This is a genomic window from Nibrella saemangeumensis, from assembly GCF_039541915.1.
Lineage (GTDB): Bacteria > Bacteroidota > Bacteroidia > Cytophagales > Spirosomataceae > Nibrella > Nibrella saemangeumensis.
Window position 1 is genome coordinate 13,605 of record NZ_BAABHD010000029.1, and the last position, 26,750, is coordinate 40,354.

At 55.1% G+C, this 26,750-nt stretch carries 20 protein-coding genes; 15 read left to right on the plus strand and 5 right to left on the minus strand.

Annotated features, from left to right (window positions below; translation table 11 throughout):
- The first annotated feature begins 60 nt into the window (after positions 1-60).
- The 4 genes from ABD949_RS13190 to ABD949_RS13205 are packed head-to-tail and all read left to right on the plus strand — an operon-like array spanning position 61 to position 5,341.
- The gene (locus ABD949_RS13190; RefSeq protein WP_345244170.1) at positions 61-234 is read left to right on the plus strand and encodes a FeoB-associated Cys-rich membrane protein; all 174 of its coding nucleotides are present in this window, start codon (positions 61-63) and stop codon (positions 232-234) included.
- A gap of 37 nt (positions 235-271) precedes the next feature.
- Positions 272-1,690, plus strand: coding sequence for a DUF4403 family protein (locus ABD949_RS13195; RefSeq protein ID WP_345244171.1), 1,419 nt, complete (start codon positions 272-274; stop codon positions 1,688-1,690).
- On the plus strand, positions 1,687-2,865 hold the full coding sequence (gene corA / locus ABD949_RS13200) for a magnesium/cobalt transporter CorA (RefSeq protein WP_345244172.1): 1,179 nt from the start codon (positions 1,687-1,689) through the stop codon (positions 2,863-2,865). Before ABD949_RS13195 ends, corA begins: the two co-directional genes overlap by 4 nt.
- A 10-nt stretch (positions 2,866-2,875) precedes the next feature.
- Entirely contained in the window at positions 2,876-5,341 is a 2,466-nt protein-coding gene (locus ABD949_RS13205) for a bifunctional UDP-N-acetylmuramoyl-tripeptide:D-alanyl-D-alanine ligase/alanine racemase (RefSeq protein WP_345244173.1), read from the plus strand.
- A 15-nt stretch (positions 5,342-5,356) separates the two neighbouring features.
- On the opposite strand, the gene ABD949_RS13210 is transcribed toward ABD949_RS13205, so the two are convergent.
- The 4 genes from ABD949_RS13210 to ABD949_RS13225 form a co-directional block, all read right to left on the minus strand.
- Complete coding sequence (locus tag ABD949_RS13210) at positions 5,357-5,623, minus strand: YbeD family protein (protein ID WP_345244174.1); 267 nt, start codon at positions 5,621-5,623, stop codon at positions 5,357-5,359.
- Between the two features lie 77 nt (positions 5,624-5,700).
- The gene (locus ABD949_RS13215) at positions 5,701-6,258 is read right to left on the minus strand and encodes a hypothetical protein (RefSeq protein WP_345244175.1); all 558 of its coding nucleotides are present in this window, start codon (positions 6,256-6,258) and stop codon (positions 5,701-5,703) included.
- Between the two features lie 269 nt (positions 6,259-6,527).
- A complete protein-coding gene (locus tag ABD949_RS13220) occupies positions 6,528-7,208 on the minus strand; it encodes a hypothetical protein (protein WP_345244176.1) in 681 nt (226 codons plus the stop codon).
- 50 nt (positions 7,209-7,258) lie between these two features.
- A complete protein-coding gene (locus ABD949_RS13225; protein ID WP_345244177.1) occupies positions 7,259-8,467 on the minus strand; it encodes a THUMP-like domain-containing protein in 1,209 nt (402 codons plus the stop codon).
- 164 nt (positions 8,468-8,631) lie between these two features.
- Here ABD949_RS13225 and ABD949_RS13230 point away from each other — a divergent pair, with 164 nt between their 5' ends.
- From ABD949_RS13230 to ABD949_RS13280, 11 genes are all read left to right on the plus strand, one after another.
- Positions 8,632-10,248, plus strand: coding sequence for a SulP family inorganic anion transporter (locus ABD949_RS13230; RefSeq protein WP_345244178.1), 1,617 nt, complete (start codon positions 8,632-8,634; stop codon positions 10,246-10,248).
- Between the two features lie 168 nt (positions 10,249-10,416).
- Entirely contained in the window at positions 10,417-12,345 is a 1,929-nt protein-coding gene (locus ABD949_RS13235) for a propionyl-CoA synthetase (RefSeq protein ID WP_345244179.1), read from the plus strand.
- Between the two features lie 143 nt (positions 12,346-12,488).
- Positions 12,489-12,908, plus strand: a complete 420-nt coding sequence (locus ABD949_RS13240) for an IS1/IS1595 family N-terminal zinc-binding domain-containing protein (protein WP_345244180.1) — start codon at positions 12,489-12,491, stop codon at positions 12,906-12,908.
- 130 nt (positions 12,909-13,038) lie between these two features.
- Positions 13,039-14,427 carry a porin gene (locus ABD949_RS13245; RefSeq protein WP_345244181.1) on the plus strand — a complete coding sequence of 463 codons (1,389 nt, stop codon included), beginning with the start codon at positions 13,039-13,041 and terminating at the stop codon, positions 14,425-14,427.
- Between the two features lie 29 nt (positions 14,428-14,456).
- Entirely contained in the window at positions 14,457-16,043 is a 1,587-nt protein-coding gene (locus ABD949_RS13250) for an MFS transporter (protein ID WP_345244182.1), read from the plus strand.
- A 41-nt stretch (positions 16,044-16,084) separates the two neighbouring features.
- Positions 16,085-16,306, plus strand: a complete 222-nt coding sequence (locus ABD949_RS13255) for a DUF6814 family protein (RefSeq protein WP_345244183.1) — start codon at positions 16,085-16,087, stop codon at positions 16,304-16,306.
- A gap of 51 nt (positions 16,307-16,357) precedes the next feature.
- On the plus strand, positions 16,358-16,570 hold the full coding sequence (locus ABD949_RS13260; RefSeq protein WP_345244185.1) for a hypothetical protein: 213 nt from the start codon (positions 16,358-16,360) through the stop codon (positions 16,568-16,570).
- Positions 16,563-19,295 carry a sodium:solute symporter family transporter gene (locus tag ABD949_RS13265; protein ID WP_345244186.1) on the plus strand — a complete coding sequence of 911 codons (2,733 nt, stop codon included), beginning with the start codon at positions 16,563-16,565 and terminating at the stop codon, positions 19,293-19,295. The genes ABD949_RS13260 and ABD949_RS13265 overlap by 8 nt, the downstream gene beginning before the upstream one ends.
- Positions 19,296-19,308: 13 nt before the next feature.
- A complete protein-coding gene (locus ABD949_RS13270; protein WP_345244187.1) occupies positions 19,309-19,674 on the plus strand; it encodes a response regulator transcription factor in 366 nt (121 codons plus the stop codon).
- A 27-nt stretch (positions 19,675-19,701) separates the two neighbouring features.
- Positions 19,702-21,609 (plus strand): acetate--CoA ligase, encoded by a 1,908-nt coding sequence (acs, locus tag ABD949_RS13275; protein WP_345244188.1) that lies wholly within the window; start codon positions 19,702-19,704, stop codon positions 21,607-21,609.
- A gap of 200 nt (positions 21,610-21,809) precedes the next feature.
- On the plus strand, positions 21,810-24,254 hold the full coding sequence (locus ABD949_RS13280; protein WP_345244190.1) for an outer membrane beta-barrel protein: 2,445 nt from the start codon (positions 21,810-21,812) through the stop codon (positions 24,252-24,254).
- Positions 24,255-24,419: 165 nt separating this feature from the next.
- On the opposite strand, the gene ABD949_RS13285 is transcribed toward ABD949_RS13280, so the two are convergent.
- Positions 24,420-26,747, minus strand: a complete 2,328-nt coding sequence (locus tag ABD949_RS13285) for a glycoside hydrolase family 3 protein (protein WP_345244192.1) — start codon at positions 26,745-26,747, stop codon at positions 24,420-24,422.
- Between the last annotated feature and the right edge of the window lie 3 nt (positions 26,748-26,750).

Below are 26,750 nucleotides of genomic sequence, written 5' to 3' on the forward strand. Positions count from 1 at the left end.
TGTTGCCGATACTATGATGGACTAATCATTTGCGGCAGGTAGCGGTGACGATGCGAATATATGCTTGAACAGATCATCATAGGGCTTGTTTTTCTGGCTGCGCTGGCTTTTCTGGGCCGTCGGGGATGGAAAAGCTTCTTTACCAGGAAAGACGGCTGTGCCAAAGGTTGTGGATGCGATACAGCTGCGCCCGCTCGCACAAACCAGCAATCCGATAAAGCGTCAGTCTGGTAGACCCTCGCTTTTCTTTTCCGAAGTACTCAACATTGTTATGGACACCGATAGACGCGTGTACCGGTCCGGCAGCATGCTGCTGGTCGGCTTATGTCTGCTAATTACGATAGGAAGCCTGCCCTCCTGCCGGAAAGTAAAGCCTCAACGGCCTGAAATCACCGATTTTGACGACTCCCTTACGGTAGGTAATTCCTACGTCAGTTCGCCCATCATCATTGAAATAGCCGACCTCGAAAAGAAAATTAATGATAAACTGAAGATCGTACTGGTTAGTGAACGTAACCTGAAGAATGAAAAGCTCAGAAAGCTTGACCTGAAGGTCGAGCGGTCCGGCCCCATTAAACTCTCCTACGATGGACATAAGATGAGCTTCAGTGCTCCCCTGACCATCTATCTGAATAATCCACTCCGGTTAAGTAAAAAAACTGATCCGGACCGGGAGCCTTTCTGCATCATGGACGTTCGTTTTCAGAGTCCGCTAAACGTACGAAACGACTGGCGCGTTCAGACCAAATCGACATTCTACAAATACGAATGGGTGAAGCCGCCGTCGCTGAAAGTTCTCGGGATTAATATCCCGGTGGTGAAGACGGTAGAGAACCTCATTGAAAAAAACAAAGACAGCATTGAAGTTGCCATAGACCGGGCCGTATACCAGAACCTGCGGCTCGACCGGTCGTTGCGGAAGGTCTGGCAGGATATTCAAAAACCCCTGTTGATTCACAAGAAAATAGATTCTGTCTGGCTGATTCCGAAGCCCTACCGGGTGCAGGTAGCGCCCCTGAGCGGTAACCAGCAAAACCTGGTGTTACCCATCCGGATCTTTCTGAAGATTGGCTCGGCCCTCGGTCCCCGGCCACAGTACGCCCTGTCTGGCAAGCTGCCCAGGCTCGAACGGGTAAAGTCCCTGGCTATGGTCAGTGATCTGAATATGCTGACAAGCATCTATTACGAAGACCTCAATAAGATTCTGGCGAAGGAGATCAAGGATGAGAAGCTGAAAGTTGCCGGCCATATGCTAAAGGTCAAAAAAGCCAGGGTGTACGGCGGAGGAAAAACGCTGATTGTAGAGACGGAAGTGGGCGGAGCCGTAAAAGGAACGCTCTTTTTCCGGGGCCGCCCGGAATTTGACACTACCCATCAGATGCTGATGGTCAAGCATATCGACTACGATGTCCTGACGGAAGAACTCTTGCTATCAACGGCCGACTGGCTCTTGCACGATACGGTGAAAGATACGTTACAGAGCCTGCTGAACGTTCCGCTACGAAGCCAGCTCAATCAGCTTCCGGACAAGGTCGAGCTTGCCTTTGCCCGCAGTAAAGCGGGCAGAAAAGCCGCTATTGGTATCAATCAGTTTAGGCTGGTACCCCGACAGATCGCTATCCGGCCCAACAGTATCGATATATTGCTTCATCTCGACGCGAAAGTCAATCTGTCGGTCAAACGATTATGACATCTTCGAGCCAGGCAGTAGATATTTGCCCCGGCACCCTCGTTCCGGTAACCCCAATCCGGTTATATTTGAACGCGCCAATTTTGCAACACCCTATGGCCAGACGGCGGAAGCACCTCTACAAACAGAAGTTGGGTACCTCGCCCGGCACCCTGACCTATATTGGCCAGGACATTGAGCACGAGACCCGGATCCGACGCATCCAGTACAACGAAGCAACCTATGAGATTGATGACTCCGGCAAACTGAGCCACTGCCGGTTGCCGTCCGCCGAGAATTCCCTCATCACCTGGATCAGTGTGGATGGCATTCACGAGCCGAAGGTAATCGAATCCCTGGGCCAGCAGTTCCGGCTGCACCGGCTCATGCTGGAGGACATCCTGAACACGCTGCAGAAACCGAAGCTGGAGCAGTATGACGAAGATACGCTGTTTGTAACCATAAAAATGCTCCGCTACAACGCCACCGTGCAGGAGGTAGACACCGAACATATCAGTTTTGTCCTGGGGCGGCAATACCTGCTCTCTTTTCAGGAAGAACGCGAAGGCGATATTTTCCAACCTGTGTTGAAGCGCATTGTAGAGTCGGCCGGCAAAACCCGGCGAAATGGTCCCGACTACCTGCTGTATGCGCTGATGGACCTAGTTGTCGATAATTACTTCATGGTGCTGGAGCAAATTGGCAGTGATCTTGAAGATATAGAAGATCGTATTGTTCAGAATTCCGCCGGGCAGCCAACTTTAGCCAGTCTGTACGGCCTGAAGCGTGAGCTGGCAGTGATTCGCCGGGCGATCTGGCCTCTCCGCGATATGCTGGGGCTGCTCATCCGCGAAGAGTCTCCCCTGATGAAGGCAAATACAAATCCGTACCTGCGCGACCTGTACGACCATGTGATGCAGGTTCTCGAAACAATTGAATCCTACCGCGAACTCATGGCCAGCCTGCTCGACGTGTATTTATCGACGGTGAGCAATCGCATGAATTCTGTGATGAAAACGCTGACCATCTTTTCGGCTATTTTCATGCCACTAACGTTCATTGCGGGGATCTACGGTATGAACTTCGATGTAATGCCCGAACTCCGCGACCCGCTCGGTTATTACAAGATCTGGATTTTTATGGGCCTCCTGGCCGTTGTGATGATTATCTATTTCCGACGCCGGGGGTGGATGTAATGCAAAGTGTATGACTTCCGAAGACTTAACCCTTGATGCACTATACTGGGTAACCGACAGCCGGCAGGTAATTGTGCCGGAGAAGAGCGTTTTTTTTGCCATCCGGGGCGACCACCACGACGGTCACGATTATATAGGTGAGCTATACCAAAAAGGCGTCCGCCAGTTTGTGGTGGAGTCGCCGGCCCTCAATCCGGAGCGCAAAGCAGCCTTTACCGGTTACCCCGACGCTCAGTTTACCGAGGTAGACAGCAGCCTGAAAACACTCCAGCAGCTAGCCGCTCAGCACCGCAGCCGGTTCCGGATTCCGGTGATCGGGATTACCGGTAGTAACGGCAAAACCATTGTGAAGGAGTGGCTGTCGCAGTTGCTGGCCAATAGTTACGTCATTGCCAAAAGCCCGAAAAGTTATAACTCACAGGTGGGCGTGCCGCTGTCGGTCCGGCAGCTGAACGAAACCCATACGCTGGGTATTTTTGAGGCCGGTATCTCCCGGCCCCACGAAATGCAGGCACTGCAGCCCATTGTAAACCCTACGCTGGGCATTTTCACCAACATTGGTACGGCCCACGACGAAGGATTCCGCAGCCGGAAACAAAAGGTAGCCGAAAAGCTTCGTCTGTTTACCCAGGCCGAAACGCTGATCTACCGCAAAGATTACACCGACATTGACGAAGAAATTAACCTGCTGCTGCGGGCCGTCAACCCCACCATCCGCTTAATCCACTGGTCGCTCCGTACCGACAAAGCGGCTCCAGTCACCAATGCCGTCTACCAGGCGCAGGTAAAAGACGAGTGGCTGACGCTCACCGCCGAACACGGCCATTGGCGGCTACGCCTTCCGTTTACCGACCCGGCTTCGGTGGAGAACATCATCCACTGCGTGGTGGCCATGCTCACGCTGGGAATGCTGGACGAAAGCCGCCTGCAGAGCCGCCTGAACCGCCTGCGGCCGGTCTCCATGCGCCTGGAACTGAAAGAAGCGCTGAACGGCTGCATGGTCATTGATGACTCGTATAACAACGACGTAGCCGGCCTGCAACTGGCGCTTAATTTTCTGAATCAACAGGTGAACCGCGACCGCAAAGTGGTTATTCTGTCGGACGTGCTGCAATCGGGCCAGCGGGAAGACGAGCTGTACCGGCAGATAGGCCGACTGATTACCGAGCAGGGTGTCAGCCAGTTTATCGGCATCGGGCCGGTAATCGGGCGCAATGCGGATTCGTTTACCGCCTTACCCGACGCCCCAGACTGTCTGTTTTATGCCGGCACCGATCAGTTTCTGGCGCAATTTCCGCTTAATCGCCTGCAGGACAGTGTAATTCTGGTCAAGGGAGCGCGCTCGTTTTCGTTTGAGCGGATTGTCAACCGGCTGCAACGGAAGGTACACGGCACGGTGCTGGAGATCAACCTGGATGCGCTCACGCATAATCTTAATTACTACCGCAGCAAGGTAGGTACTGGCACAAAGATCATGGTGATGGTAAAAGCCTTTGCCTACGGCAGTGGCAGCGCCGAAGTGGCTCAACTGCTTCAGTTCCACCGGGTCGACTATCTGGCGGTGGCCTACGCCGACGAGGGCGTTTCTCTGCGGCAGAACGGTATTGACCGGCCCATTATGGTCATGAACCCCGCGCCCGAAACCTTCCGGACACTGGTGGAACACAACCTGGAGCCGGAACTGTACAGCGCCCGCGTCCTGAAAGAATTTGGTGACTTTGCCACCACTGGGGCGGTGAAGATTCACCTGAAACTCGACACGGGTATGCACCGGCTCGGCTTTTTACCCAACGATTTGCCGGACGTAATTACCTACCTGAAAGCCCGCCCCAACCTGCGGGTAGCCTCTGTATTCAGTCATCTTGTCGGGGCCGACGAAGCGCAGTTTAATTCGTTTTCGAGAGAGCAGTACGAGCGGTTTATTGCCGGAGCCGCAACCCTGGAAAACGGTCTCGGCTACCGCCCCATCCGGCACCTGCTTAATTCGGCCGGGATTGTGCGTTTCCCGGAGTTCAGGCTGGATATGGTACGCGTTGGAATTGGTCTGTACGGAGTAGAAGCCAGCCAGCTGGAACGGGCGCAGGTCCGGCCCGTCGGTACCCTGAAAACTGTCATCAGCCAGATCAAAGAGCTGAAAGCAGGTGAAACGGTTGGTTACAGCCGCCGGGGGGTACTGGACCACGACGCCCGTATTGCCACCATTGCCCTGGGCTACGCCGACGGCTACGACCGACGGCTGGGCAACGGAGTAGGGCAGGTAGCTGTCGATGGCGTGCTATGCCCTACCGTCGGCAACGTGTGCATGGATATGACCATGATCGACGTGACCAGCACCACCGCGCTGGAGGGTGATGAGGTAATCGTGTTCGGAGCCGAGGTGCCTATTACCACCCTCGCCGGCCAGATCGGCACCATTCCGTATGAGATACTCACCGGGGTAAGCGAACGGGTAAAGCGGGTATTTTATAAAGAATAGTATATCGACAGCTTCTCAGATATTCAGTACGGCTTCTGCAGCAAGGCTGGAATTGATAAAACTCCTGACAAAGCTATTGCCGGTGTCAGCCTGGCAGTCAACGTCAATCTTTTGCTGCCGGGCATTACGGATGGTAACGGTCAATCCTGGCAGGTTGCCCGAATGGGAAAGCTTCAGTTCTACCGCGGTGTTGAATTCCAGACTGGCAGCCTGGTAGCCGCTTTTCGTACGACCACTTTGCTGGATCAAGGCCTGGTATAAGAGTTTGTATACTTCTAGCATGTTCAAGAGTTTTACAATCGAATATAACACAAAACGGCTGCAACTGATCAGCCCAGCGATAGCCGGCAAATAGTCCGTCAGGTCTTGCCACGCAGGAAAGTATAAGCTAGTCTGAAGTTCAGGTAATATAGTTGATAGCCAGCGTCGGGGAGGTTGTACTGAAAACGGAGACTCGGCTCAAACCGACCGAGCTGGTAACCCAACCCGGCCGCAAAACTCAGATCAGTATTTTTACGAGTAATACCGGGAAAGCCGCTTTGATACGTAACGCGCCGGGTGACAGGCATCAGGCCCAGTTCGGCAGACAGAAAAAAGCCGTCTGCGTGTTCTGTTCTCCTTCGCAGATAATACTTGACGCCCACTTGAATGGGAACAGCACGGAGCCTGGTTGAAGAAACGCTAATGCTTTTTTCCGCGAATGCTACATACCCAATCGTAGCCATACCGGCAACGTGTTCGCCCCAGGCAAACTGGAAACGCAACGAACCGCCAAACCCGGTGCCGGCATGATATTCCAGCCCTTTACCAGGAAACGCGGCTTCGCCACCGGCAGAAATAAACGTCCGTTGTCCATAGCCGGCCACCGACGCCAACAGGAGCGTGAACAGGCAACTGATAAAACCGGGCTGCTTCATACGAAGTGAACACTGTCCCTTACCACAGAGGACTTTACGTATATCCGAAAGCTACGAGGAAACAGCACACGATTTTGATCTGAGTTACTATCCGGTCTGACGATTTGCAAAAAATAAAGCCCGCGGACGGTGTCCGACGGGCTTTCTCTTCCCCTCTATCGCTCCCCTCAATGTTCTAGCCGGCAATATGCAACTTCCAGTAGGCAGAAACATCACCTGCCATCGACCAACTGCTCGCTGCACACTGCCAGCTAAAGACTACCCGCTCGCTACTCTCCGCGCTTCGCTTTCACGGCCTCCACCGCTTTCTTGCGATTTTCGACTTCCGTCAGCGCGTTAGACTGGTCGGTTTTGTTCATCACTATATCTTTCTCCAGCTGCTCCAGTTCCTTCCCGTTCTCTTCAATCCGCCTGAGCAGCGCTTCTTTATCCTTTTTGTTGCGTTCAATATCACGCAGCAGTTTCTCGCCGGTCCGTACCACTTTCTGGTGATTCTTCTGCGCTTCGTCGAAGCTCTGCTGAACCAGCCTGAGTTCTTCGCTGTAGGACACCTTATCGGCAAAATCCTTCAGCAACTGCTCGGCCTCCCGGTACTTACCATTGCCAACGGTCAGGTAATTGGCGGCACCGAGGTCGAACGACGCAAAAATCGTCGTTGAGTTTCGCCCCGATTTCACCTGGCTTACCAGGTTAATGGGTTCCGACGATACGGGCGGTATATCAGCCGACGACACTTTATATACGCCCCGCGAGCCTACCAGCCGCCCCCAGCTTTTCAACTGGTTCTGCCATTCCCGTTCGACCACTTTGCTATCCAGCGGAATGGTCAGAAACAGGCCTGGCAGTTTGTTCTTCTCAACCGTCTGCTCACCGGCATAAACCGTCTGAGCGCGGGCACTTAGGCTCCCGATGACCAGCATCAGACCTGTCAGGTATAGGTTACCTCTCATAATAGTGTATCTTGTGCGTAGTAAGAACGATTACTTATCAACGATTCTTGTTATATCGGCTGCGGATTTGTCACCTTTCGGGTTATCAGCAGCCGTTTATCGCCGTTTAATAAGGACGTCGCCAGCACAAAAATGTCACCGCCTTCGTGCAATCCCAATTTTTTACGCAACTCCTCCACCGATTGCGGGAAGTTCCGGACCGTCAGATTGGCCTTCAGCTCCGGCAGCAATGCCCGGAGTTCTTTCCGGTCGGGCCTGCAAATAGCCATTAGTTCAAAAACCCTGCCAGGGAACGGCCACACCAGGTTATTGGTGGTGTAAAGATGACTATGCGGGGCCAGTTTCTGCAGGCCATACAGGGTAGCTACAGACCGGAAGGCGCCGGCTTTCATAACGGCAGCGTTGGGCTCGTAGAGGTACCGGAGCGGGTTGCCGAACGCTACCGGTACCGTTCGCTCACTGGACCGGTGGACGATCATGGCCGGACCATCGCCTTGCTCGGTAAGGTTAACAGCGGTGATGGGTATATTGCTGGCAGATGCAGCCAAGCGACTGATTATGAATACTATTTCTTTAACTTCATTCTGCACCGCCACCACATGTACGGCTTCAACAAACGCCAACTGACGCACAGCCGCATCAATATCGATCAGCGGAGATGTTTTTATCAGTATACGTTCTGTCTTAGTCAGGAGGTAATCCAGCAGCCCGTCGGCCGTAACATCCGGTTCGCAATCCTCCAGCCGGACCACTTTTCCGCCCCGGCTATCCCGACGGGCAGGATCGAGGTAAATCCAATCAACCGGCTCGGCTACCGATGCCAGGAAAGCTAACCCGTCCTGAGGATGGATTTCTACATTGGTCATCCCCAACCTGGGAAAATTATGAGCCGCCAGGGCTGCCAGTTCCGGCTGCCTTTCTACATACACTACGCTGGAAACCCGTTGAGCAAACGCCCAGCTATCGACTCCCATGCCGCCGGTGAGATCAAGCAGGCTGTCACCACCAACCAGCGAAGCCTTATACAGGGCAGTTCGCTCGGACGAAGCCTGCTCCACCGACAGCGCTGGCGGAAAAATCAGGTGTGGGTTTGCGTACCAGGATGGTAGTTTCTGGGCAGCTTTCTGCCGGGCCTGGATCTGGACTGCCACTTCTTTCCAGCGTATACCACCAACATTCTTACGCAGCAGCAGCGTCTGAATATCAGCGTGGAGGTTCTGTTCAATAAATGCTCTTTCGTCGACGGTAAGCTCATTCATACCGCATAATAGCTTTTTGGCCTGAACCATTTGCGGTAAAATTACCTTCTTCTACAGGAAACATTAATCTTTTTTATCTTCGTTATAAACTTTCCTACTTAATAGTAGGTATAACCTCTATACCTCTTTTAAGCATACACCTTTGGTTTCATTTAACGATTTTTATGAAAATCTTTCATCCTCTAAAAACACTAACAAATTACTCTCCTTCGCTGCTCCGGTACGACGCATCCGCTGGTTTATCTGTATTTCTGGTAGCGCTGCCGCTCTGTCTGGGTATTGCGCTTGCGTCGGGTGCCCCGCTCTTTTCAGGTTTGGTTGCTGGTATTATCGGGGGTATCGTTATTGGTACGCTATCGGGTTCTGAACTCAGCGTCAGCGGTCCGGCGGCCGGTCTGGCCGTGATTGTTTTCGATGCAATTACGAAATTAGGGTCGTTTGAAGCGTTTCTGGTGGCTGTGGTGCTGGCCGGTGTTTTTCAGTTAGCCCTGGGCCTGCTGAAAGCGGGTCGATTCAGCGGCTATTTTCCGGATAGTGTCATCAAAGGTATGCTGGTGGCCATTGGTATTGTTATCGTGCTGAAGCAGATTCCCCATGCGCTTGGCCGCGACAACGACTATGAGGGTGAATTTGCGTTCCAGCAACTGGCCGACGGCGAGAATACCCTGTCGGAAATCTACCGGGCGGTGGAAACGATGAGCCCTGGTGCGTTAATTATCAGTGTATCGGCGCTGCTGTTGCTGATTTTTTGGGAGAAACTGGCCAAAAAAGGAATCAATTTCTTCAAGGTGTTCCCTGGTGCCCTGGCAGCCGTATTAGTAGGCGTTGGGCTGAATGAGTTATTCCGGGCCGTAGCTCCTAATCTGTATATGGGCCGCTCGGCTACCCAGCATATGGTGCAGATTCCGCAGATTGAAGCGGGGCAAAGCCTCTTCTCAATCTTCGACTTCCCCAATTTTGCCGAGCTGAACAACCCGCAGATCTATATAGTGGGCATTACCATTGCCATTGTGGCTAGCCTGGAAACGCTGCTGAACCTTGAAGCTTCCGACCGGCTTGATCCCGAGAAGCGGGTTTCGTCGCCCGATCAGGAGCTGGTCGCCCAGGGGGTTGGTAATATCCTGTCGGGGCTGATCGGTGGCCTTCCGGTTACGTCGGTGGTGGTCCGTACCTCGGCTAATGTTTACAGCGGGGCAAAGACCCGGGTTTCGGCAATTGTCCATGGTTTCCTGCTGATGGGAGCCGTTTTCCTGGCCGCTTCACTGCTCAACCGCATTCCGCTGGCCTGTCTGGCAGCTGTACTGATTACGGTTGGTTATAAACTGGCCAAGCCCGAAATTTTTGTCAAATATTACAGAGAAGGCTTCAACCAGTTTATTCCGTTTATCGTAACGGTGCTGGGTATTATCTTTACTGATCTGCTGGTTGGTATCGCCGTCGGTACCGTAGTCGGTATCCTGTTTGTGCTCTACACCAATTCGCAGTCGACCTTCCGCGTTGTCCGCACGGGTAAGGATGTGCTGATTCGCTTACAGAAAGATATGTATTTCCTGAGCAAACCGGAGTTGAAAGAAGCTTTACGGGAACTTCAGCCGGGCGATCGGGTGGTGATCGAAGGGACCCATGCCGGCTTTATCGACCATGATATCTACAATATGCTGCTGGATTTCAGAGAGACGGCTCATTCACAGAACATCCAATATGAACTGAAAAATGTCGGGCTGAAAAAGCATATCGGGCAGCCTAAAAAAGCTACCCAGGAAGCTACAGTGACCGAATAACGCGGGTAACTTCGTTACGTTGACAGAAGCAGCGACTCCTCTCGGGGTCACTGCTTTTTTTTATCTGTTTTTATCGGTTTCGGTCCCACTCTGTACATATTTGGTAATTCCATTGTCTGATACCGGGGTATTGCTCTACATTTGGGAGATCACCTGAACCTGTCAGCCATGGAGCCACCAACGACCTACCACAACCTGTTCCAGCGCAGCTTAGCTGACCCGGAAGCTTTCTGGCAAAGCTATGTCGATGCCGTTCCCTGGTACACTCCACCCCAAAACATTCTGTCTACCGATGCCGAAGGACTTACCCGCTGGTTTGCCGGCGGGCAGATGAACTCCTGCTACGCGGCCGTCGATTACCATGTGGAAAACGGCCGGGCCAATCAGCCGGCGCTGGTGTACGATTCGCCGGTGACCCAAACCATACGCACCTACACCTATCGGCAGGTGCAGGATGAGGTGAGTCGGCTGGCCGGTGGGCTGCAGTCGCTGGGCGTGGCCAAGGGTGACCGGGTGGTGATATATATGCCGGTGGTACCGGAAGCGGTGTTTGCTATGCTGGCCTGCGCCCGGCTGGGCGCGGTTCATTCGGTGGTGTTTGGCGGCTTTGCTCCGCACGAACTGGCTATCCGTATTGACGATGCCCAGCCCAAAGTTATCCTGTCGGCCTCCTGCGGCATTGAGGTTGACCGTGTCTTACCTTACAAGCCACTGCTGGATGAAGCGCTCCGGCTGGCGTCACACCGCCCCGATCGATGTGTGATCCTCCAGCGCCCCATGCAGCAGGCCCAGCTTCAGCCGGGGCAGGATACTGACTGGCAGGACCTGGTGACGGGGGCGGCTCCGGCGGATTGCGTGGCCGTCGATGCTACCGATCCGCTGTATATCCTGTACACCTCCGGCACTACCGGCAAACCCAAGGGTATTGTGCGCGACAACGGTGGGCATGCGGTGGCGCTGCGGTTCAGCCTGGATACCATCTACGACGTCAAGCCCGGTGAGGTATTCTGGGCGGCCTCGGATGTGGGCTGGGCGGTAGGCCACAGCTACATCGTGTACGGACCGCTGATGCACGGCTGCACCTCGGTGCTGTTTGAAGGCAAGCCTGTCCGGACACCCGATGCTGGTACCTTCTGGCGCGTGGTGCAGGACCACCGGGTTAAGGTGTTGTTTGCCGCTCCCACGGCCTTTCGGGCTATCCGGAAAGAAGACCCGGATGGGCAACTGAAACAACAATACGATCTCTCGTCGCTACAGTACCTTTTTGTTGCCGGTGAACGCTGCGATCCGTCTACCTTTCACTGGCTGACCGACCTGACCGGTCTGCCGGTGATCGACCACTGGTGGCAGACCGAATCGGGCTGGCCGATGGTGGCCAACATGATGGGTGTGGAGCCGGTACCGCCCAAACCGGGTTCGTCGGCCCGGCCGGTCTGCGGCTACGATGTGCAGATTCTCGATGAGGATGGGAACCAGCTTGGCCCCAACCAGGAAGGCAATGTCTGCGTGAAGCTCCCCCTCCCACCCGGCTGCCTGCCGACGCTCTGGAACAATACCGACGGCTTCCGCCAGGCGTACCTCAGCCGCTACCCCAGCTATTACCTGACCGGCGACGGTGGGTACATCGACGAAGACGGCTACGTATTTATCATGGGTCGGGTGGATGACGTCATTAACGTAGCCGGGCACCGGCTGTCGACGGGCGAGATGGAAGAGATTCTGGCAGCTCACCCGGCCGTGGCCGAATGCGCCGTGATGGGCATTGCCTGCGAGATCCGGGGCCAGCGGCCGGTTGGGCTGGTCGTGCTGAAAGACGGGGTGCAGATTGACGAACCACAGCTGGAAAGCGAGCTGGTCGCGCTAATTCGGGAGCAGATCGGGGCCGTAGCCAGTTTCCGCTCGGCCGCCATTGTGAAACGACTGCCTAAAACCCGCTCCGGCAAAATCCTGCGCAAAAGCATCCGGCAGATCGCGGATGGGGTGTCGTTTACCGTCCCCTCCACCATTGATGACCCGGCGATTCTGGACGAAATCCGGTCGGTGCTGCAAACCCGCCACATTGGCCTCGCGTTTGCCGACACCGATACGCCTTTATGAGGTTTCGGACGCGATTTCACGGCGATTATTTGGCGAATACCCAGGCAGGCAAAACGTTATAGCACTATTTCGGTATTGGATTGACCGAAAATGCTAAAATGCTATATATTTGCTAAATTGCTATAGAAAATCGCCGTAACTGTATGCCAGCCCAGAAATGCCCGAAATGTGAATCTACCGATGCCGTCCGCAACGGCGTTATCAACGACCGCCAACGCTTCCGCTGCCGGCAGTGCGGCTACAATTTTACCGTCGATAAAGTCGGTAAAGGCATCAGCACCTACTACGTCATCAAGGCGCTGCAGTTGTACATCGAGGGGGTCAGCTTCCGGGAAATTGAGCGGCTGCTGGGCATCAGCCACGTATCGGTTATGAACTGGGTGAAGAAATACCAGGTTAAAGTGCCCGAAAAGAACACCTACCACCCTACCTACAAAATACTCAGCCACAAAGAGTTAGCTGACTTTATGAACGACCGGCAGAACATGGCCGGAGCCGGCATGATCGTGACCGAACTGGGCGATAAGTTTATGCTGATTAAATGGGAGCGGTTCCGCGATTAATCCAAGGCAATCTCTGGATAGTGAAGGAATCTATAGCTATTTAGCGTATCCATCTCAATCATTTTGTTCACCGGAAAAAGGAGCAGACTTTTGGAACGGCGATTCACAAAAAATCTACTCCCTTAAACCGATGAACAAAACCGCTTTATGGCTTATAGCTGCATTGGCGTTGCTGGCTGTAAGTACGCATCCCTCCCCCGGACAGGGCTCGACGGACTACGGTTCGGGCCTAAAATTAAACATTAACCCGGAGGGGACAAAATACGTCCGCCTGATTCTGTGGAACCAGATCTGGTTTCGGTCAATGCAGATGAACCCCGGTACGCTTGTCAACGGCGTACCCACCACGCAGGCCAGCGACTTTGGTACCCGCCGGATTCGGATGCTGGCCTACGCCCAGATTTCGCCCCGCTACCTGATTCTGGCCCACTGGGGTATTAACAACCAGAGCTTTACCAACGGCGGAGCGGCCGGCAGTACCGGCACGGGAGCCTACGGAGCCGGTAAAAAACCGGGTATGTTCTTTCACGACATCTGGAACGAATACGCCGTGGTAGCGGCCAAAGACCCGCTCACCGGCGACGCCAACAAGGCTACTTTGTTCGTCGGGGCCGGGCTGCACTACTGGCACGGCATCTCCCGCATGACCTCCGCCAGCACGCTGAACTTCCTGGCCGTTGATGCGCCAATCTTTAACTGGCCGCTCATCGAAAATTCTGACCAGTTTGCCCGCCTGTTCGGCGTATATGCCAAAGGGAAACTGGGCAAATTAGCGTACCGAGCCAATATCAACAAACCATTTGCCACCAACCAGACCCCAATTGAAAGGACAGCCGTCGACAACAATGGCGTCAGTCGGATGTCGTACGGCGGGTACTTCGAGTACCAGTTTCTGGACCAGGAAGCCGACGTACTGCCGTACAAAGTAGGCACCTACGTCGGCACCAAACGGGTGTTCAACCTCGGGGCCGGGTTCTACCACCAGCCCGACGGCACACAGAGCCTGAAAAATGGGGTGGTTAGAAATCACGATATTTCGCTTTTTGCCGTAGACATGTTTGCGGACCTGCCCATTGGCAACGCGGACCGGAACGCGGCCCTGACGGCCTACAGCACATTCTACAGTAATAATTTCGGGCCCAACTACATGCGAAACATCGGCATCATGAACATCGGTACCAGCGACCCGGCCTTTACGGACCACAAGGCGCTGGCCGGTCCCGGCAACGCCCGCGCCATGATCGGCACCGGCAGCATCTGGTACACGCAGGCGGGTATCCTGCTACCGAAACGCGGAGATACCAAGGTCCGGGTGCAGCCCTTTGCCGCCTATGCGCTAAAGCAGTTTGATGCCCTTCGGAAGGCCGGCAGTTATTACGACATGGGCTGTAATATTTACATCGACGGCCACCACGCCAAACTGACTCCGCAGTACTCGCTCCGGCCGGTGTACACCGACAAGAGCACCGTCACCGGCACCAAAGGTGAATTTATACTCCAAGCCCAGATATATCTCTAATGAGCGACAACCCGCACAACCCAAAACCAATGATTGCAGAACCTAACGTCAAAAAATCGACGACCAACGCCCGGACCCTGTTCAGCGTCATTTCGGCCTCGTCGGTCGGTACCCTGATTGAGTGGTACGATTTCTATATCTTCGGCAGCCTGGCGGCTATCCTGTCGACGCAGTTTTTCCCGAAAGATAACCCCACGGCGGCCCTGCTGTCGACCCTGGCGACGTTTGCCGCCGGGTTCATTGTTCGGCCGTTCGGGGCGCTGGTATTCGGGCGGCTCGGCGACCTGGTCGGGCGAAAGTACACCTTCATGGTCACGCTGGTGCTGATGGGGGGCTCTACCTTCCTGATCGGTCTGATTCCGGGCTACGCCAGTATCGGCTTCTGGGCACCCGCGCTGGTGCTGCTGCTCCGGCTGGTGCAGGGCCTGGCCCTGGGCGGTGAGTACGGCGGAGCCGCTACCTACGTGGCGGAACACGCACCGGACGACCGACGGGGTTTCTTCACCAGCTTTATTCAGACCACCGCTACCCTGGGCTTGTTTGTGTCGCTGGGGGTAATCGTACTGACCCGCGAAACCGTCGGGGTAGACGCCTTTTCGAGCTGGGGCTGGCGCATTCCGTTCCTGCTGTCGGCGTTTCTGGTGGCGATTTCCATTTATATCCGGCTGAAGATGTCGGAGTCTCCGCTGTTCCAGAAAATTAAGTCGGAAGGCAAAATCTCGAAGAACCCGCTGGCGGAGAGCTTCGGAAAGAAAGATAACCTGAAGATGGTGTTGCTGGCTCTGTTTGGTGCAACGGCCGGTCAGGGAGTAATCTGGTACACGGGTCAGTTCTACGCCCTGTCGTTTATCCAGAAAACCTGCAATATTGAATTCGTGCAGTCGAACTACATCGTGGCCATTGCCCTGCTGATTGCCACGCCGTTCTTTATCATCTTCGGCGGCCTGTCGGACCGCATCGGCCGCAAGGGCATCATGCTGGCCGGTATGCTGCTGGGTGTGCTCACCTACCGGCCCATCTACCAGAAGATGTATGAACTGTCGGACTTGAAAACCAAGCAGGAACTGGTCGACCAGACGAAAACCGACCAGAAAGCTACCACCCAGGAGAACGGCGACCAACTCATCACCACAACGACCACCCGGGCGTATGCCGACGGCACAACGGTCAAAGAGATTGAGAAGAAAACGGTAACGGCCGTGGCCTTGCAGGAAGCGCCCAAGCCGGAAGTAACCAAATCGGTAACGCTGAGCGGCAGCAACTACTGGCTGATGGTGCTGCTGATTCTGGTGCAGGTGCTGTACGTCACGATGGTGTACGGCCCGATTGCCGCCTTCCTGGTCGAGCTGTTCCCGACGCGCATCCGGTACACCTCCATGTCATTGCCCTACCACATTGGTAACGGCATCTTCGGGGGACTAACGCCCTTCCTGGCCACGGCCCTGGTGGAAACCGCGAAGAAAGCCAACGAAGTTGCCGAGAAAGCCGGACAGGCACCGGTCATCAAGCAAGCGTATCTGGAAGGGCTCTGGTACCCGATCATCATCGCCAGCGTCTGCTTTGTCATCGGCGTTCTCTACCTGAATAACAAAGCCTACACCCACGCGGATGATTAGCACCGCCCCACAACTCATCACTCTTAACTCATCACTCCCTTATGGATGCAATCAAAAAATATTTAGGCATAGTCTGGATCGCCCTGGGCCTGTATGTAGGCTACACCGGCATTCTCGACAGCGTAGAAAAGATCAGCAGCGGCAAACTGGAAGACGAAGTGTTCGGCTACGTAGTACTGCTAGTGTTGGTACCGATCATCGTCGGTGGCCTGGTCCTGTTCGGCCGCTACGCCCTGCAAGGCGAATTCGACAGCGACAAGTAAAACGGATTGCAATCGCACCGGCGACCCGGACCGTTGTATAGAGCCTAGCCTATGAAGAAAATGCGATTACTGGCAGTCAGCCTGCTTTTTCTGATGCTGCTTAACGACCCGCTGCTATCCATCGCCAACCGGGCAATGCTGGTAGCGGGTATCCCGTTGCTGTACCTGTACGTCACCGTGGCCTGGCTCGTTCTCATTATCCTGATCGCCTTTATCGTTCACCAGAACCGGCATACCAGCGATACCCCCGAAGCCGATGAGTAGCCTGACCGTCTTAGTCTGTTCGCTGCTATACCTCTGCACCCTGTTTCTGATCGCCTACTGGGTCGAAAAAAGAAGCCGGGCCGGGAAAAGTCTGGTCAATAGCCCGTACGTATACGCCTTATCGCTGGCGGTGTACTGTTCGGCCTGGACGTTCTACGGCAGCGTGGGACGGGCCGCGTCGGCGGGGATTGAGGTGATGGCCATCTATATTGGACCAACGCTGTCGGCTCCGCTCTGGTGGATCGTGCTCCGGAAGATCATCCGCATCTGCAAAGTCCAGCGCATTACCAGCATTGCCGATTTTGTGTCGGCCCGCTACGGCAAAAGCCGGACCCTCGGCGTACTGGCCACGCTGATTTGCGTAGGCGGCCTGATCCCCTACATTTCTATTCAGTTGAAAGCCGTGGGCGACGGCTTCCGGCTGCTGTCTGGGCAAACAATCTCCGGCGGCATTGGCGACCAGACGCTGTACATTACGCTCATGCTGGTGCTGTTTACCATCCTGTTCGGAGCCCGAAAACTGGAAGCCACCGAACGCCGGGAGGGGATGATAGCTGCCATCGTATTTGAGTCCGTCGTCAAGCTGGTTGCGTTTCTGGCGGTAGGCATCTTTGTCACCTTCTGGCTGTTCGACGGTCCTGCCGATATTTTCGGGCGGGTAGCTGCCGTGCCCGAGTTGCAGCAGCGCTTTGTGCTCCGGCCGGGACATACGGCTACCGACTGGTTCTGGTACAGCCTGCTGTCGATGCTGGCCATTGTGCTGTTGCCCCGGCAGTTTCAGGTAGCGGTGGTGGAGAACGTAGACGAAAAGCACCTCGACAAAGCCATGTGGCTGCTGCCGCTGTACCTGTTCCTGATTACCCTGTTTGTGCTGCCGCTGGCCATGGGCGGTCAACTGCTCATGAGCGGCCTGCCGGCCGAAGCCGACGGCTATGTGGTATCGGTGCCGCTGAAGTTCGGCCAGCCGGGGCTGGCGCTGCTGGCGTATCTGGGCGGACTGTCGGCTGCTACGGGTATGATCATTGTGGAGACCACGGCACTGAGCCTAATGCTCACCAACAACGTGATCCTGCCGGCGTTCGTCGGTAAAGCCAACTGGCAGAACCGGTCCGGTAATTCGCTGAGCGGAGTCGTTATCAACATCCGCCGGGTAACTATTCTGGGCCTGTTCCTGCTGTCGTATCTGTATTACCGCACGGTTGGGTACCAGTATCCGCTGGTCTCCGTCGGGCTGATTTCGTTTGCCGCCGTGGCTCAGTTTGCCCCGGCGGTCATTGGCGGTATCTTCTGGAAACGGGGGACCTATACCGGGGCCTTACTAGGCCTGATTGCCGGTACGGCCGTCTGGTTTTATACGCTGATTGTACCCACGCTGGTTACCGCCGGTCTGCTGCCCGAGACCCTGCTGACCACCGGGCCCTGGGAGATGGGTTGGCTGAAACCACAGGCGCTGTTCGGCCTGACAACCCTCGACCCGCTGTCGCAGTCGGTGTTCTGGTCGCTGTTTTTCAACATAGCGGCTTATTTCTGGGGCTCGCTAAACTACGCGCAAAGTACCCGCGACTATAACCAGGCGGTGCTGTTCGTGGATATTTTTCGGTACGCCCGCAACTACGACAGCGCCATTGTCTGGAAGGGCCGGGCGTTGTCGAAAGACCTGCAATCGCTGCTGGCTTCGTTCTTTGGCGACGAACAGGCCAAACGGGCGCTGCAGCGCTATAAACAGCGCAACCAGTTGAGCGAGAACGCCCGCTATGCCGATCCGCGGGTGCTGACGTTTGTCGAAAAACTGCTGTCCGGGGTGGTCGGGACAGCATCTGCCCGCATTCTGGTGGCCTCCATTGGTCAGGAAGAGCCAATCAAGGTAGACGAAGTAATTGAGATACTCAAGACAACGCAGGAGCTGAAAACGGTGAACAAAGACCTGAAGCGCAAGTCGTCGGACCTGGAGCACCTCACCCAGCAGTTGAGCGAAGCCAACGAACGGCTCCGGCTGGCCGACCAGCAGAAAGACGAATTTCTGTCGACGGTCACGCACGAAGTCCGCACGCCGATCACCTCCATCCGGGCCGTATCGGAAATCCTGTACGATAACCCGGATCTGGACGATGCCACCCGCCGGCAGTTTCTGGGGACCGTCATCAAAGAAACCGAACGGCTGACCCGGCTCATCAACCAGGTGCTGGATCTCGAACGCCTGGAATCCGGCCGCTACAAACCTGAGCTGGAGCCCATACGCATCGGCGAGGTACTGGACGATGCCGTAGAGTCGGTGTCGCGGCTGGCCGACGAGAAAGCCGTGCAATTAACGGTAACGTCGCTTTGCCGGGACGCTCTGGTGCAGGGCGACCGGGACCGGCTCATGCAGGTGCTGATTAATCTGATGGCCAACGCCATTAAATTCTGCGATGCCAGCGTTGGCAAGATACACGTAGAGACCCTTTGCCGGGACGAAAACGTACTGGTTAAGGTCACCGACAATGGCATCGGTATTGATCCAATCTATCATGAACTGATCTTTGACAAATTTTTTCAGACGCAGGAACACCCGGCAGCCGCATCGGGTACGCTGGTCCGGACAGCCGCCAAACCGAAGGGAAGTGGTTTGGGATTAGCCATTTCCCGGAAAATTATTGAACTGCACCGGGGAACGATCCACGTCGACAGTCAACCCGGTGCGGGCGCTACGTTTACGATTCAATTGCCGCTTTTGACCCAATCTTAACTAATTTCACGCCATGCCTAAAGTAGTCATTGCCGACGATGAACCGAATATCCTGCTTTCGCTGGAATTCCTGATGAAGAAGGAAGGCTATCAGGTGTTTATTGCCCGCGACGGCCTGGAAGCGTTTGAGCTGATTCAGCAGGAGAAACCCGATCTGCTCCTGCTCGACATCATGATGCCGGGCCTCGACGGCTACGAACTCTGCCGGCTGGTGAAGAGCCGGGACGAGTTGAAGCACGCGAAAGTAATTTTCCTGAGCGCCAAAAGTAAGACCGTCGATAAACAGAAAGGCTACGATGCCGGGGCCGACCTGTATCTGCCCAAACCCTTTTCGACCCGCGAACTGGTCGCGAAAGCCAACGAACTAACCGCAGCATAAACTGATCATCCTTTTATAGTAACCATTATGAGAATCCGAACCTTTGACGAGTATCAGCAGGCCTACCAGTATAGCGTAGAAGACCCCGAGGGTTTCTGGGGCGAAGTAGCCCAGAACTTTCAATGGCGCAAACCCTGGAAAAAGACCCTCCAGTGGAATTTCGACGAGCCCAACGTGCAGTGGTATATCGGCGGTAAACTGAACATCACCGAAAACTGCCTCGACCGGCACCTGGCCGATAAGGGCGATCAGCCGGCCATCATCTGGGAACCCAACGACCCCTCCGAACCCTCGGTGACCCTTACCTACAAGATGCTGCACGACCAGGTATGCCGCTTCGCCAACGTGCTGAAGAGAAACGGCGTCGAGAAAGGCGACCGCGTCTGTATTTATATGCCGATGGTACCCGAACTGGCCGTAGCTGTGCTGGCCTGCGCCCGCATCGGGGCGGTTCACTCCGTGGTGTTTGGCGGCTTCTCGGCGCAGTCCATTGCCGACCGGATCAACGATGCCCAGTGCAAGGTGGTGGTCACCTCCGACGGTGCTCTGCGGGGCAATAAGACCATCCCGATGAAGGATACCGTAGATGATGCGCTGATTGCCTGCCCTTCGGTGAAGCGGGTGATCGTGCTGACGCATACGCGCACGGGTGTATCCATGATCAAAGGCCGCGATGTCTGGTGGGAAACCGAAATGAAGCAGGTAACGGCCGACTGCTCGGCCGAGGAAATGGACGCCGAAGATATGCTGTTCATCCTCTACACCTCCGGCTCAACGGGTAAACCGAAGGGAGTAGTGCATACCTGCGGGGGTTATATGGTCTACACGGCCTATACGTTCCAGAATGTATTCCAGTACGAACCGGGTTACGTGCATTTCTGCACCGCCGACATCGGCTGGATTACCGGCCACAGCTATATCGTGTACGGACCGCTGGCCAACGGCGCGACCACGCTGATGTTTGAGGGCGTACCGACCTGGCCCGATGCCGGCCGGTTCTGGGATATTGTGGATAAGCATAAGGTCGACATCCTGTACACGGCCCCCACGGCCATCCGCTCGCTGATGGGCTTTGGCCTGGACTACGTGAAAGGCCACGACCTGAGTTCTCTGAAAGTGCTGGGCTCGGTTGGGGAGCCGATCAACGCCGAAGCCTGGCACTGGTACGACGACAATATCGGCAAAAACCGCTGCCCGATTGTGGATACCTGGTGGCAGACCGAAAACGGGGGTATCCTGATTTCTCCGCTGGCCGGTATCACCAAGACCAAACCCACCTACGCCACCCTGCCGCTACCGGGCGTGCAGCCGGTGCTGGTGGACGAAAACGGAGCCGTGATCGAAGGTAATGGCGTGAGCGGTAACCTCTGCATCAAGTTCCCGTGGCCGAGCATCATCCGTACCACCTACGGCGACCATGAGCGCTGCCGCCAGACCTACTTCTCGACCTACCCCGGCATGTACTTCACCGGCGACGGCTGCCTGCGCGACGAAGATGGTTACTACCGCATCACCGGCCGCGTAGACGATGTCCTGAACGTATCCGGCCACCGCATCGGCACCGCCGAGGTGGAGAATGCCATCAACATGCACACCGGCGTGGTGGAAAGTGCGGTGGTGGGCTACCCGCACGACATCAAAGGGCAGGGTATTTACGCCTACGTCATCACCGAAGCGGACCCCGAGCACGAGGCCGATCTGATGCGCCGGGATATTCTGGCGACCGTCAGCCGGATTATCGGCCCCATTGCCAAGCCCGACAAGATTCAGTTTGTGACGGGTCTGCCCAAGACCCGGTCGGGCAAGATCATGCGCCGGATTCTCCGCAAAATTGCCGAAGGCGACACGTCCAACCTCGGCGATACCTCTACCCTGCTCGACCCCGGTGTCGTAGAGGACATTAAAGCCGGAGCGCTGGTGAGTGTGAAGGCGTAATGTATTTGCCGAAATAAAATTGAAAGCGCCGGGTTCACTGATCCGGCGCTTTTTTTTTCTTAACCTTCGACGCTGCTATTGCCCGCTTATACCGGATTTCTGCCGTTTAAATAATTAGACGCTCTCATTTACCACAATCTATGATATAACATATAATTTTGAAATACAGAAAACAACGACAGACATTACTACGCCACACCATGCAGTTCTTTTTACAGAAGCGTTTTATCAACGCAGGTCTTTTTCTGACCTTTTTACTAATCAGCCTCAGTGCTGTGCAGGCCCGGGATCTCCAGACAATTACCGGCACCGTTAATGACCCAACTGGTGCATCCGTTGAATTTGCCACGATAGCGCTGCACCGGGCCGGCGACTCCGTCGTGGTGAAAACCGAGTTCAGCGACAGCAAAGGTGCTTTTCTGTTTGAGCGCATCGCAGCGGGTCAGTACTTTGTGTCGGTATCCATGGTCGGTTACGACCGCTACCGTACCCAGCCGTTCAATCATACCGAAGTCGGCACCAACCTGCCAACCATTAAACTTTCCGCCAGCGGCAGCACTACCTTGCAGGAAGTGACGGTGCAGGGCCGGAAGCCGCTGTTTGAACGCGAACCCGACCGGCTGATCGTCAATGTCGAATCCAGTCCGCTCAGCGCCGGTGCTACATCGCTGGATATTCTGAGCCGGGCCCCCGGTGTAACGGTGGATCAGAACGATAACATTGGCCTGCGGGGTAAGCAGGGCGTGCTGGTCCTGATCGACGGTAAACGCATACCCATGACCGGCAACGAACTGGCCGATCTGCTACGTGCTACGCCCGCCAATCAGATTGAGAAGATTGAACTGATTACCAATCCATCGGCTAAATACGATGCCGCCGGCAGCGCGGGTATTATCTCGATCAAAATGAAGAAAGACGGGCGCAACGGCACCAATGGCAACGCCAACGTGAGTTACGGGCAAGGACGTTTCAGCCGCCTGGTGGGTGGTGTATCACTGAACCACCGACAAAAAAATATGAACGTATTTGGTTCGTATACGTATTCCAGCCAAAACAATTATAATGCTCTTGACATCCACCGCGACTTCTACGAGAACAGGCAATTTGCCGGAAGCAGCGATCAGGCCAACTACGGGTTCAACGCGCGTCAGGCTCATAGCTGGCGGGCAGGTGCGGATTATACCCTTTCCAAAAAAACGACCGTTGGTATAGCCGCAAGCGGAATTGTCAACCAGGTTATCACCGAAGGCAGCAATGTGAGCAAGACCTACGATGCACTAGCGAAACCGCTGGCCAGCTACCGGTCGACCAACGACCGGACATCCCGCAGCCCAAATGCCTCAGGTAACCTGAACGTTAAGCATAGCTTCAAACAAGGTAGCGAACTGACCGCCGACGCTGACTATGCCCATTATAACACCCACCGGGTTCAGCAACTCAGAACGATCTTCACCTTTCCCAGCCTGTCACCGTTTCAGTTGAACGGCGACCAGACTGGCGAGTTGATCATCCGTTCAGCAAAAGCCGATTACAGCCACTCGTTCGGTGCGAAGGGCCGGCTCGAAGCGGGCATTAAACTAAGCAAGGTCAACTCCGATAACAATGTGCTGTTTACCACCGTCAGCGAAGGCCAGACAGTGATCGATACGGGAAAATCGAACCGCTTCCGGTACGACGAAACCATCCGGGCGGGGTACATTAACTACAGCCGGTCCATCAAAAAGTTATCGTTTCAACTCGGCCTGCGGGGCGAACAAACCTTAGCCATTGGCCGGCAGGACATTGGCAATCAGGGCTTCACCCGGGATTATTTCCAGTTTTTCCCCAGTGCATCCGTTAAACAAACGCTGTCGGATAAGCACGAACTGGCTATAGCAATGAGCCGCCGGATCGATCGTCCTTCGTACGGACAGCTCAATCCGTTCCGGGCTTATATCGATGCAACAACGTATGGTTCCGGTAATCCTTACCTGCTGCCGCAACTCAGCTACAATGTTGAATTGAGCCATACTTTCCAAAAGAAGTTTGTCACCTCATTTGGCATCAGTTCCACCGAGCATCCTATCATCAACGTGGTGCAGCCCGCCCCCGACGGCGACCGCATGGTAGTATCCACCTTCCAGAACCTGAAACGGCAGGATAACTTCACGCTTACGCTGACGGTTCCGGTTGAAGTCACTAAATGGTGGAGCATGTCGAACAACGTTGTGGGGTACTACGGACATTTCATTGGCGATCTGGCCGGTACTTCCATCAACAAAGGGTTGCCCGCGTTCAACATCAACAGTAGCAATACCTTCACGCTGGGCAACGGCTGGGGGGCCGACTTAACCGCCATGTACCAGTCACGCGAGTTGTACGGATTCATGCTGGTGCGTCCGCTCGGGCAGGTTGCCGTTGGTGTGCAGAAAAGCGTCTGGGGTAAGAAAGGCACCTTCCGGTTCAATGCCACTGACCTGTTCTACACCAACAAAGTGCGGGCTACGTCGAGCTACACCAACTACGTCGAGCGATTCTACCAGCGGCAGGATTCGCGCGTCGCTACCCTGTCGTTCACCTACCGCTTTGGCCGTGATACCGTACCGCCCGCCCGCCGGCGTGCGGGTGGTGCCGAAGAAGAGAAGCGCCGGGCGGGTGGCTCGTAAGCCCATCACTACCGCACGATACTATCAAGGGTGTTGTTTTTCGCCGGTAAGCGCGGGGCACCTCATCAGGTTTAGGCACAGAAACATGAAAGCGATGAGTAAGGAGACCGGGATACTGAACAATCCTGTTCAGTATCCCGGTCTCCTTACTTTAAACCAAGCAGGTTATAATGGTTTCCTGTAACGGGCCGTTCGGGTATCACGGATAACGCCTTTCCAGTTCAGTCCAAAGCCAAAGTCATACGTATTTTCTTCCGAATCGACATAGCACTTCATGTCGCGGGGGACGTCTTCGTACTGCTCCTCCACGGTTTTCATGTCGGCCGGCATTTGCATCGGCAGCAGGGCCGACGGCTCGGCGGCTCCCGTCAGCAGATCGAGTAGTGCCTGATCCTGTACGCCAAAATTGACCAGGATGGCGTTAGCCTGCTTCTCGAATTCGCCAAAAACGGCCGGGTTCGACATGTTCATGGATACAATGACCGGCTTGCCTTTCATGTTGGCATAGGTCTCCGTTACCATGGTCAGGTCGGTGCTGTTGATAGTCTTTGTTTGCTTGCCGTTGTAACTACGGTTGGTAAACGTCTCCAGCGGGTCGCCACCCGCTATGCTGGGATCGCGGGTATCCTGCGCCGTGTATTCGCCGTACTGAAGGCTGATAGGAACATAACCGGTACCTCCCTTTTTGGCATCATCGCTATCGTATCCCCCGCCGGAGTTGGGGCTCTGGATAAACACCAGCGCGTAATCAGCTTCGTCCGGATTGTCAGTTACCCGGAAGTATTTTTTCACAATAGTCATGTTGACCGGGTAATCCAGCTTTTCGGGAGTAGCCATACCGAGGAAATTCCGGCCAGCCGGAGTATACCGTTTTGGCACATACACCGTTTTGTTTTTCTGCAACGGGAGTACCTTCGCCTTGTTCTTCAGCATTACCACCGATTGTAACTGCGCCTGGTAACCAGCCTCTACGAACTCCGGCTTCCCGACCGTCGCTTTCGACACCTCCGGATCTACGTACGGATTCTCAAACAAGCCTACCCGGAAGATGTTTTTCAGCAGCCGCACCGCTGACTGCTCGAACCGTCGGCGCATAAAGGCTACGCCAAATTCTTTCAAACCCATCTGGTACGCTTCCAGCACCGGAGCAGCCTCGTTGTTACCCCCAAACTGGTCGACGCCCGCCAGCAGCGCTTTGTAATGGCGCTGCGCTACCGTCAGGTTCTCTACCCCCCATGACTTTCCGGTCAGGAACACGTCGACCGCTGTTTCGTCGCCGGTGACCAGCCAGTCAGTACAGACCACCCCATCGTACTTGTACTTCGTGCGCAGCAGATCGCCGATAATGTATTTGTTGTAGCTGTTACCGACGTTTTCGTTATACTTTTTGTCCTGATCGTACGAGATGGTGTAATAGGGCATCACCGCCGAAGCCATACCCGTTTTACCGTGTAATTTGAAAGCGCCTTCGGTAAAGGGCCGGAAGTGCGTCTGGAATTTATTACCAGGATAAACGGCGTATTTGCCGTAGCCGTAGTGGGCATCGCGCCCGCCTTCACCGGAACCCCCACCCGGCCAGTGTTTCACCATGGCGTTGACGCTGGTATAGCCCCAGCCGCCGGTGATTTCCTTGGCGCCGGTTGAGGTCTGAAAGCCGTCGATGTATGCCCGTCCGATATCCGTGGTCAGCAGCGGATCTTCGCCAAAGGTACCGCTCACCCGGCTCCAGCGCGGATCGGTCGCCAGATCGACCTGCGGAGACAGGGCGGTGGCAATTCCTAACCCCCGGTATTCGGTGGCCGCTATCTGCCCAAACTGCTTTACAAGCGCCGGATTAAAGGTAGCCGCCAGGCCCAGCGAACCGGGCCACATGGAAATAGCGCCCCCCGCTCCGGCATTGTATTCGGCATCGGCGCGGGTACCGTGCCGGGGGTCCGAACTGTTGTTGGCTGGAATGCCCAGACCAATGCCTTCTACCAGCGCCTGCACGTTGTTGTTCCACCGGGCCGCAATCTCCGGACTTTGTACCGACGTTACCAGAATATGCCGGAGATTATCCTTCGTTAAAAACTCTTTCTGCTGATCCGACAAATCGTACGGTTGTGCCCCGCTCTGGGCAAATACCTTACCGCCATAGGTGCCGGCAAAGGGTCCGCCGGCGGCAGCGGGGATCGGCTGGTGACGGCTGTACAGCATCAGACCAGCGATCTGCTCCACCGACATCTTAGACGCCAGATCTTTGGCCCGTAGGTCGACCGGCAGACGCCAGTTTTCGTATTTATCTAACTGACCGTTTTTATTCAGGTCTTTAAAGGCAAAGCCGTTGACGGTAAGAATCTTCACTCCGGAGGTGGCAGCGTAGCCTAACGTCTGGCCACCGGGATTCGTCACCGTGACAATTTCACCTGACCTGGTTTCAGTCCATTTCTGCCCCTGAGCCATTGCGCCGGGGATCAGGCCGGCTAAACCCAAACCCACCAATAAATTTCTCATCGC

Excerpts from the sequence above, each read along its gene's own strand:
- ABD949_RS13190 (WP_345244170.1), top strand. The coding sequence starts at position 61 with ATGCTTGAACAGATCATCATAGGGCTTGTTTTTCTGGCTGCGCTGGCT.
- ABD949_RS13195 (WP_345244171.1), top strand. The coding sequence starts at position 272 with ATGGACACCGATAGACGCGTGTACCGGTCCGGCAGCATGCTGCTGGTC.
- corA (WP_345244172.1), top strand. The coding sequence starts at position 1,687 with ATGACATCTTCGAGCCAGGCAGTAGATATTTGCCCCGGCACCCTCGTT.
- ABD949_RS13205 (WP_345244173.1), top strand. The coding sequence starts at position 2,876 with ATGACTTCCGAAGACTTAACCCTTGATGCACTATACTGGGTAACCGAC.
- ABD949_RS13210 (WP_345244174.1), bottom strand. The coding sequence starts at position 5,623 with ATGCTAGAAGTATACAAACTCTTATACCAGGCCTTGATCCAGCAAAGT.
- ABD949_RS13215 (WP_345244175.1), bottom strand. The coding sequence starts at position 6,258 with ATGAAGCAGCCCGGTTTTATCAGTTGCCTGTTCACGCTCCTGTTGGCG.
- ABD949_RS13220 (WP_345244176.1), bottom strand. The coding sequence starts at position 7,208 with ATGAGAGGTAACCTATACCTGACAGGTCTGATGCTGGTCATCGGGAGC.
- ABD949_RS13225 (WP_345244177.1), bottom strand. The coding sequence starts at position 8,467 with ATGAATGAGCTTACCGTCGACGAAAGAGCATTTATTGAACAGAACCTC.
- ABD949_RS13230 (WP_345244178.1), top strand. The coding sequence starts at position 8,632 with ATGAAAATCTTTCATCCTCTAAAAACACTAACAAATTACTCTCCTTCG.
- ABD949_RS13235 (WP_345244179.1), top strand. The coding sequence starts at position 10,417 with ATGGAGCCACCAACGACCTACCACAACCTGTTCCAGCGCAGCTTAGCT.
- ABD949_RS13240 (WP_345244180.1), top strand. The coding sequence starts at position 12,489 with ATGCCAGCCCAGAAATGCCCGAAATGTGAATCTACCGATGCCGTCCGC.
- ABD949_RS13245 (WP_345244181.1), top strand. The coding sequence starts at position 13,039 with ATGAACAAAACCGCTTTATGGCTTATAGCTGCATTGGCGTTGCTGGCT.
- ABD949_RS13250 (WP_345244182.1), top strand. The coding sequence starts at position 14,457 with ATGATTGCAGAACCTAACGTCAAAAAATCGACGACCAACGCCCGGACC.
- ABD949_RS13255 (WP_345244183.1), top strand. The coding sequence starts at position 16,085 with ATGGATGCAATCAAAAAATATTTAGGCATAGTCTGGATCGCCCTGGGC.
- ABD949_RS13260 (WP_345244185.1), top strand. The coding sequence starts at position 16,358 with ATGAAGAAAATGCGATTACTGGCAGTCAGCCTGCTTTTTCTGATGCTG.
- ABD949_RS13265 (WP_345244186.1), top strand. The coding sequence starts at position 16,563 with ATGAGTAGCCTGACCGTCTTAGTCTGTTCGCTGCTATACCTCTGCACC.
- ABD949_RS13270 (WP_345244187.1), top strand. The coding sequence starts at position 19,309 with ATGCCTAAAGTAGTCATTGCCGACGATGAACCGAATATCCTGCTTTCG.
- acs (WP_345244188.1), top strand. The coding sequence starts at position 19,702 with ATGAGAATCCGAACCTTTGACGAGTATCAGCAGGCCTACCAGTATAGC.
- ABD949_RS13280 (WP_345244190.1), top strand. The coding sequence starts at position 21,810 with ATGCAGTTCTTTTTACAGAAGCGTTTTATCAACGCAGGTCTTTTTCTG.
- ABD949_RS13285 (WP_345244192.1), bottom strand. The coding sequence starts at position 26,747 with ATGAGAAATTTATTGGTGGGTTTGGGTTTAGCCGGCCTGATCCCCGGC.